Here is an 8,320-nt window from a genome sequence, read left to right as displayed (position 1 = left end):
TTCGGCCGGAATGGCCAGCAACGCATGGGCATTGGTGCCCGAAACCCCGAACGACGACACCGCTCCGTACCGCAGGCCGTCGTGTGCGGGCCACGGTTCCGGTTTCGCCGCCAGCCGCAGGCCCGTCGCGTCCCAGTCCACCTTCGTGGTGGGGTTGTCGGCGAAGCGGGTCGGCGCGATCTGCCCGTGCAAGCCGCTGAGCAGCACCTTGATCAGACCGAGCATGCCGGCGGCGGCCTGGGCGTGCCCCAGGTTGGATTTCACCGAACCCAGCCGGGCCGACCCCGAGCCGTACACCCGACCCAGCGCCTCGAGTTCCAGCGGATCACCGACCGCGGTAGCGGTGCCGTGCCCCTCGATCATCCCGACCAGCTCCGGCGAAATACCCGCGGCCGCCACGGTGGCCCGGATCAGCCGCTCCTGCGCTCGGCTGCTCGGAACGGCGATCGGCGCGCCGCCGCCGTTGTGATTGACCCGGGTCGCCAGGACGCGCCCGTAGATCCGATGTCCGAGCGCGCGGGCCCGGGATTCCCGTTCCAGCACAACGATTCCGGCGCCCTCACCCCACAGTGTGCCGTCGGCGGCGTCGGAATACGGTTTGCACTGCCCGTCCGAGGCCAGCGCGTTCGCCTTGGAGAATTCGAAGAAGGCCGCGGGCGAACCCATGACGCAGACGGCACCGGCGAGAGCCCACTCGCATTCACCGGAGCGGATGGCGCCGACGGCCAGATGCAGCGCCGACAGCGACGAGGCGCAGGCGGTGTCGACCACGATGGCGGGCCCGCCCAGGCCGAGACAGTTCGAGATGCGCCCGGCCACCGCGCCCAGCGCCGCACCGGCCGCACGATAGCCGCTGTAGTCGTTGACCTCGGCGCCGTGCGGACCGTATTCGGTCGGCGAGGCGCCCATATAGCAGCCGACCTCGTCCCCGTCGATGGTGGCCGGATTGATGCCGGCGTTCTCGAGCGCACGCCAGGCGACCCGCAGCGCGACCCGCTGCTGCGGATCCATCGCGACCGCCTCGCGAGGGGTGATACCGAAGAACGCCGGATCGAATTCCGCTGCGCGGTCGAGGAATCCGCCCGCATCGCAGACCGCCGCCCAGCCCTCCCGCCGCCCCAGCGTCAGCAGTTGCGCGAGGGGCCAGCCGCGGTCGCGCGGAAAGGGCCCGGTGAGGTCGCGGCCCTCGGACAGCGCCGCCCAGAACTGCGCCGGGGTGTCGATACCGCCCGGCGCTTCGACCGCCAGCCCGCTGACGACGATCGGATCCTCGTCACCGCCCCCGGCGTGGTGACGCGCGCTGCTGTCCTCGGTCGCCACCCTCACGACGCCGTCTCCAGCTCCGCGACGAGCAACTCGGCGATACCTTCCACATGGTCGTGCAGGTAGAAATGCCCGCCGTCGAACATCGTCACGTGCAGATGCGATTCGGTGTGCTGTTGCCAGCCGTAGAGATCGCCCATCGTCACGTATTCGTCGTCGCTACCGCCCATCGCCTGGATCGGGGCGTGCACCCGCGCATCGGGCGGGCACGAATAGCGGTCGAAGGCGGCGTAATCGGCTTTCAGCGCGGGCAACGCCATCCGCATCAACTCCCGGCTGCCGAGCACATCCGAACCCGTGCCCTCCAGACCGGCCACATGGTCGAGCAACTGTTCGTCCTCGGTCGGATGGTTCGGCATGTCGGCCACGCGCTGGGGTGCCACCGCGCCCGAGACGGCCAGCAGCCGTACCGGCACTCCCTCGGATTCGGCGAGGCGAACGAATTCGAAGGCGACGATCGAGCCCATGCTGTGGCCCAGGACGGTGAGCGGCTCGTCCCGATTCCACGGCGAGAGCGCGAATTCGTCGAATGCCCCTTCCGCGATCGCCGGCACCGTCTCGAGCGCCGCCTCGCGGGCCCGGTCCTGCCGGCCGGGGTACTGCAGGATGCCGACGTCGAAGTGATCGCGCAGCGCCGCCGAGAACGGCCGGTAGGTCGAGGCGCCACCACCCGCGTGCGGGCAGATGAGCAGTGGCGGGTTCGCCCCACGCGGTTTGTGGAACTGCCGGATCCAGCCGGGTGCCGTCGTCGTCATCGTCGTGCTCTCCTCATGTCGATCCCCCGCCTGTCGTCTTGTGTCACTGCCACATCCGCCGCATCACGAGCAGGCCCTGGTCCTCCTCGTCGAGGACGACCGTGTCGGCGACCGGCCGATCCGGCTGTTCGGCGATGGCGCGCAGGGTGTTGTGGAAGGCGTCGGCGATGATGCGGGCGTCGTCGGCCTCGAAGCTGTCCTCGGCGTAGAACACCACCGCCTGCACCGCATCCGCCGGCAGCAGGGAATTCGCCGGGAAGATCATCAACAGCAGCGCATTGTCGGTGGCGCCGCCGCCCTCGAACGACTCCAGTTCCAAACCGCCTGCGCGCAGCGCGGTTTCGAGCTCGTGCCGCCCCGGCGGATAGGACTGGAAGACGAACATGCTGTCGAAGAGTTTGCGCGCACCACCGGATGCGCCGGCGGCGGCCCGCATGGCCGAGGTGAGCCGATACTGGTGGTATTCCATGAGATCCACCCGGTGCCGCTGCAACTCGGCGAGGTGGTCGCGCCAGGTACGTGGTCCGGCCAGGTCGATCGCGACCGGAATGGTGTTGGCGAAACACCCGACGGCGTGGTCGACCCCGTCCAGGTCCGCCGGGCGGCCCGACACCACCTCGCCGAACACCGTCGTCTGCTCACCGGTGACGTAGCGCAGGGCATTCGCCCAGGCCAGCTGACAGACCAGGCTGAAGGTGGTGCCCAGTTCGGCGGCGAGCTCGGTGGCGCGAGCGACCAGCTCGTCGTCGATGGCGAACGACCGCCCCGCCGGAACGCCGCCGCTGTCGGGGGTGCGGGTGGGCGCCACGAGGCACGGCTGCACGCCGTCGAGGTAGTCGCGCCAGGCCGCCTCGGTGGCCGCCTCGCGCTCACGGGTGTGGCGCAGGAAGGTGGCGAAGGTATCCGGATCACCGAGCGGTTGTCCCTCGCGACCGGCGTATTCGGCGAAGATCTCGCGCGGCAGCAGCTGGCCGGACCAGCCGTCGGTGAGCAGGTGGTGGGAGGTCAGCACGACCATGTGCCGTTCCTCGGGGAGATGGACCACCGTCACGCGCAGCAACGGGCCGTGCGACAGATCGAAATGTTCGGCCTGGTCGGCCCGGAAGAATTCCTGCAGCCGCTGGTCCGCGTCCGGCAGTGCGGCGAAGTCGAGTTCGCGCACCGGGATCTGCATCCGATCCGCCACCACCGCATAGGGCCGGCCGGCGTGCGACACCGAAATCGACACGCGCAGATTGGGATAGTGGTTCAGCACGGTGTCGAATGCCTGTGCCAGCCGCGGCAGGTCCAACCGCCCGCGCACCCCGATCAGCGTCTGCACGTTGTAGACGTCGCTGCCGCCGGAGCCGAGCGCGGTGAAATACAGACCGGCCTGCAGCGGCGCCAGCGGATAGACGTCCACGCAGCCCGGATACATCGACTGCCAGCGGTCCAGATCCAGCTGCGTGACCTCGTCGGCGACCACATCACTGGGCGTGAGGCGGCGAACGGGGTTGTCGCGCACGGTCTTCACCAGTTCGCGCAGGCCCTCGGTCCACAATTCCGCCAGCTCGCGCACGACCTCGTCGGACAGCGGGCCGGACGGGAAACGCAGCGAGGCGTGCAACCGCACACTGTCCCCGTCGGCCAACGCGACGGTGTTGACATCCAGCAGCGCCGGCGCCGGCATGGCCGGATCGGCGTGGCCGCCCAGGTAGCCGAATTCCGGTGCGGCCGACCAGATCTGCGCGGCTTCCCCGGCAGCGGAGTCCGGCGCGGCGAACCGGCCCATGTAGTTGAAACTCACCTGCGGGGCCGGCGAGTCCGCCAGTTGGCCACGGGTTTCGGGATTGAGCCAGCGCAGCAGCCCCCAGCCGATCCCGGATTCGGGCACCGCGAGCAGTTGCTCCTTGACCGCCTTGACGGCGGGTTCGATCCGCTCGCCGGCATCGGGAAGGTGCAGTGAGACCGGATAGGCGGTGGTGAACCAGCCCACGGTATTGGCCAGATCGACTCCGTCGAACAGGGTCTCCACCCGCCCGTGCCGTTCCATCGTCACCGATACCGCCGGTGCGTCGGTGTCGCGGCGCCGCCGGAACCGGTGGATCGCGACGGCCAACGCGGCGACCTGGATGTCGAGGAAATCGCAGCCGAAAGCGGTGGTGGCACTGCCCATCAGGAAGGCCGTGTCGTCCGCGTCCAGAGTCGTGGTGACCTCGCGCACGGTCGCGACGGTGTCGACGGCCGGATCCAGGGCCCGGCTGCCCAGCAGCGGGTCGACGGCCGCGGCGGCGGCGCGCCAATACGGCAGGGTCTCGACGATCGCGTCGCTGGTCGCGAGGTGGGCGAGGCTGGTGTTCCAGGTCTTGACCGAGGTTCCCTCGTGCGGCTGTACGGTCGCGGGGTCCGCCCCCCACAGGCTGCGCAGGTCGTCGTGCAGGACCCGCCAGGACACCCCGTCCACGACGAGGTGGTGGATCACCAGCAGCAACCGGCCCTGCGCGCCGCTCGCCGAACGCACCCGCACCGCGGCCACCATGCGCCCGGCCGCGGGGTCCAGCTGGGCACTCGTCCGGGCGAGCCGAGCCGTCAGCTCCGACCCGGCCGTGCGGTCCCACTGTTCGTCGTCGATCACGACCTCGGCGACCGTCGGTTCGGCGCACGGTTCCCCAGGTCCCGGCACGTACAGCGCCGTCCGGCCGTCGGGATCGGTGGCGAGCCGGGCCCGGAGGACGGGGTGGCGGGCGACCAGCGCCGAGACGACCCGCGACACCTGGTCCGGATCACTGTGCGGCGGCGTCACGACCGCGGTGGCCTGGCTGTACGCGTGGTAGGCGTCGGATTGCTCGGTGAGCAGGGTGGCGATCGGATTGAGCGGAATCCACCCGGACCACTCGCCCACCCCCACCAGCGCCGGCCCGCTTCCCTCGACGATGGGCTCGCATGCGGCCGCGATGCGGGCGATGGTGCGGGCGTCGAACAGGGCACTGGTGGTGATCCCCAACCCGTACTTCTTCAGTGCCGAGGCCATTCGGATAGCGCTGATGGAGTCGCCGCCGAGGGCGAGGAAGTCGTCGTCGGCGGCCAGCGGGGCGTCGGCGGCCAGATGCAGCACCGCGCGCACCACCTCCGCGACCGCGGTTTCGGCGCCGGCGCGCAGCTCACGGCCGTGGCCGGTGCTGCCGCCGAGGTCGGGCCGCGGCAGTGCCCGGCGATCGAGTTTGCCGTTCGCGGTCAGCGGCAGTTCGGCGAGTCGCACCAGTGCGGTGGGGATCATGTACTCCGGCAGGCGCTGCGCCAACGCGGCCTTGATCTGCTCACCGTTGTCGGCGTCGCTACCGGTGGCGAACACCGAATTCGCTTCGGGCACATAGTAGGCCACCAAGGCCAGGTCGTGAGCGCGGTCGCCCTGCGGCACGGTGATCGCGACGGCCGAGGCGATACCGGGCAGGCGCCGCAGCACGGTGCCGATCTCGCCCAGTTCGATGCGATGCCCGCGCACCTTCACCTGATCGTCGACCCGGCCCAGGTACTCCATCCGGCCCTGAGAGTTCCACCGGACGATATCGCCGGTGCGATACATCCGAGCCCCGGGTTCACCGGCGAACGGGCAGGCCACGAAGGCGGCCGCGGTCAGATCGGGGCGCCGGTGATAGCCCCGTGCCAACTGCACACCACCCAGATAGAGCTCACCGATCACCCCCGGCGGCACCTGCCGCAGTTGCTCGTCGAGCACATAGACCGACGAATTCCATTCGGGCCGGCCGATCAACGCCGGTTCGAGGACACCGCCTGCTTCGACGGCACCGCCTGCTTCGAGGGCGCCGTCGGTGGTCGGCGCGCGACCGGCGAAATCCTCGTGCATCAGGTCCATGGACCCCTCGGTGGGGCCGTACAGGCCGAGCACTGTACCCCCGAAGAACCGGCTCGACTCCTCGACCAGCGCCGGCGGGACCGCCTCGCCGCCGAGGTACACGTACCGCATCGACTGCAGCCGCGCCGGATCGGGCCCGGCGTCGATGAAGGCGCGAACCACGCTGGGCACCAACGAGATCTGGGTGATCCGATGCCGATGGATGATCTCGGCGAGCGCCTCCACATCGGCCTGCCACCACTGCGGCGGCGGCAGGACGGTCGCCGACCCGGTGCACAACGCGTTCACCAGCTCGAAGACCGAGACGTCGAAGCCGATCGGCGCCTTCTGCAGGATGCGCTCCTCGCCGAATCCGAGGTAGTCGCGCATCCACTGCACGTGATTGGCGATCCCGCGGTGGTGGATCACCACGCCCTTGGGCCGGCCGGTGGTACCGGAGGTGTAGAGCAGATAGGCGGCGTCGAGCGGATGCAACGGTCGCGGAAGCTGTTCGGTCGGCAGTTCCGATCCGTCCAGGGCATCGAGCCGTTCGAGCACCGCGGCGTCGGTGAGATCGACGGTGGGGATGTCGATCTCGACGCCGAGCTCCTTGTCCGCCGATACCAGCAGCAGCGTCGGCTGCGCGTCGGCGAGCATGTATTCGATCCGGTCGAGCGGATAGCTGGGATCGACCGGGAAGTACACCGCGCCGACCCGCAGCACCGCCGCGAACGCGATCGGCAGCCGTTCGCTGCGCTCGGCGTAGACCCCGACCCGATCGCCCGGACGCACGCCGTCCGCCAGCAACAGCCGCGCGAGCCGATTGACCCGGCAATCGAATTCGCGGTACGTCAGTTCGATGTCGCCGAATACCACCGCGGTGCGATCGGGGTAGTCGCGGGCCGAGGCGCGGATCATGGCGTCGGCGGTGTCCGCCTCGATCGGCACGGACGTGCCGTGCGACCACTCGTCGAGCGCCTTGCGGTCGGTGACCGACAGGGCCGCCAGCTCCGCCACCCGCCGCTCGACCGTCGCGGCGGCCAGGACCAGATCGATGTACTCGTGCAGGCGGTCGATGGTGACCGCGTCGAAAAGGTCGGTGCGATAGGTGATCTGGACGTCGGTGCGGTCGCTGTGCATGAAGGTCTCGACCACCAGCGGCAGCAGCGCGGCGCCGTTGTGCATCAGCTCCCATCGGGTCGTCACGCCCGGCAGCTGCGGACCGTCGATCTTCTGATGCAGGAACAACACCATGGTGTCGAACAGGTTCGATCCGACATTGCCGGTCGCGGCGTTCACCGCGCGCACGATGCCTTCCTGCGGAAAATGCTTGTGCCCGAACGCGTCCGTGATCACCCCGCGCACCTGCTCGACCAGATCCGCGAAGCGCGACTCGTCGCGACCGGCGATATGCAGCGGGAGCATATTGCTGAGATTGCCGATCAGCAGCTCCATACCGGCCTCTTCGCGATTGGCCACCGTAGTGCCGATGACCATGTCGGTGCGGCCGGTCATCTCCCGCAGCGCCACGTAATAGGCGGCGAGGAATACCGAGAAGGGGGTGGTCCGCAGCTCGGCGGTGAGCCGGCGCAAGGCGGCGTCCGCGGCGGGGCTCAGCGGGCGATCGCAACGTTCGCCACGTTCGGTGGCGGCCACCGGTCGGCGATCGTAGGGCAGTTGCAGCTCCGGCAGTTCGCCGTCGAACCGGCTCTGCCAGAAGCGGATCTCCTCGTCGTGGTCGTCGGCGGCGAACCGGTCGGCCTCCCACTCGGCGAAATCGGCGACCTGCAGCCGCAGCGGCTCGACCCGGACCGTTCCGGTCGTCGCCTGGCGGTAGAAGTTCTCCACATCGCGCGACAACGCCGGCAGGGTCATCCCGTCCCAGGCGATGTGCTGGATCACCACGACCGCGACCAGCTCCTGCGGGCGGAGCCGAACGAAGGTGACGCGCAGCGACGATTCCGCGGTCAGGTCGAAGGTTTCCCGGGCGGCGGCCTCGGTCAGGTCGCGTAATCGCCGGCGGGCGACGGTTTCGTCCAGTCCGGTCAGATCCTCGTCCACCAGCCGCGGCGGCAGATCCGAATGGATGCGCTGGTAGGGCTCACCGTCGGCATCGATGTGATAGGTGGTGCGCAACACCTCGTGCCGCTCGACCAGGGCGGCGAAGGCGGTTCGCAGGGCCGCGGCGTCGACCGGACCCTCGAACGTCAGGGCCAGGCAGAGGTTGTATGCCGAACTGTCGGGCGAAATCTGCTGGTGCGCCCACACATAGCGCTGCCCGAACGACAGCGGCGCCCGCTCGCGATCGCGGCGTACCGGCACGGCCGCCGCGGTGGCCAAACCTTCCTCGGCGAGCCGAGCCGCCATCGCTACCTGCAGGTCTTCCAGCGAACGCATCTGACGAACCAAT

Annotated in this window: 3 protein-coding genes; all 3 read right to left on the bottom strand. The window is 69.6% G+C overall.

Annotated features, from left to right (window positions below; all coding sequences use genetic code 11):
* Positions 1-1,320: beta-ketoacyl [acyl carrier protein] synthase domain-containing protein (locus ON37_RS04025; RefSeq protein ID WP_051031181.1), on the bottom strand; the 1,320-nt coding region annotated here is incomplete at its 3' end.
* Positions 1,321-1,322: 2 nt separating this feature from the next.
* The gene (locus tag ON37_RS04020; RefSeq protein ID WP_040716805.1) at positions 1,323-2,078 is read right to left on the bottom strand and encodes a thioesterase II family protein; all 756 of its coding nucleotides are present in this window, start codon (positions 2,076-2,078) and stop codon (positions 1,323-1,325) included.
* A gap of 43 nt (positions 2,079-2,121) precedes the next feature.
* The gene (locus tag ON37_RS04015) at positions 2,122-8,307 is read right to left on the bottom strand and encodes a non-ribosomal peptide synthetase (RefSeq protein ID WP_040716803.1); all 6,186 of its coding nucleotides are present in this window, start codon (positions 8,305-8,307) and stop codon (positions 2,122-2,124) included.
* Positions 8,308-8,320 lie beyond the last annotated feature (13 nt).

The sequence above is a fragment of the Nocardia veterana NBRC 100344 genome (assembly GCF_000308855.1).
Lineage (GTDB): Bacteria > Actinomycetota > Actinomycetes > Mycobacteriales > Mycobacteriaceae > Nocardia > Nocardia veterana.
Note: the sequence above shows the minus strand (reverse complement) of the source record. Positions and strands in the feature narration are given on the sequence as shown.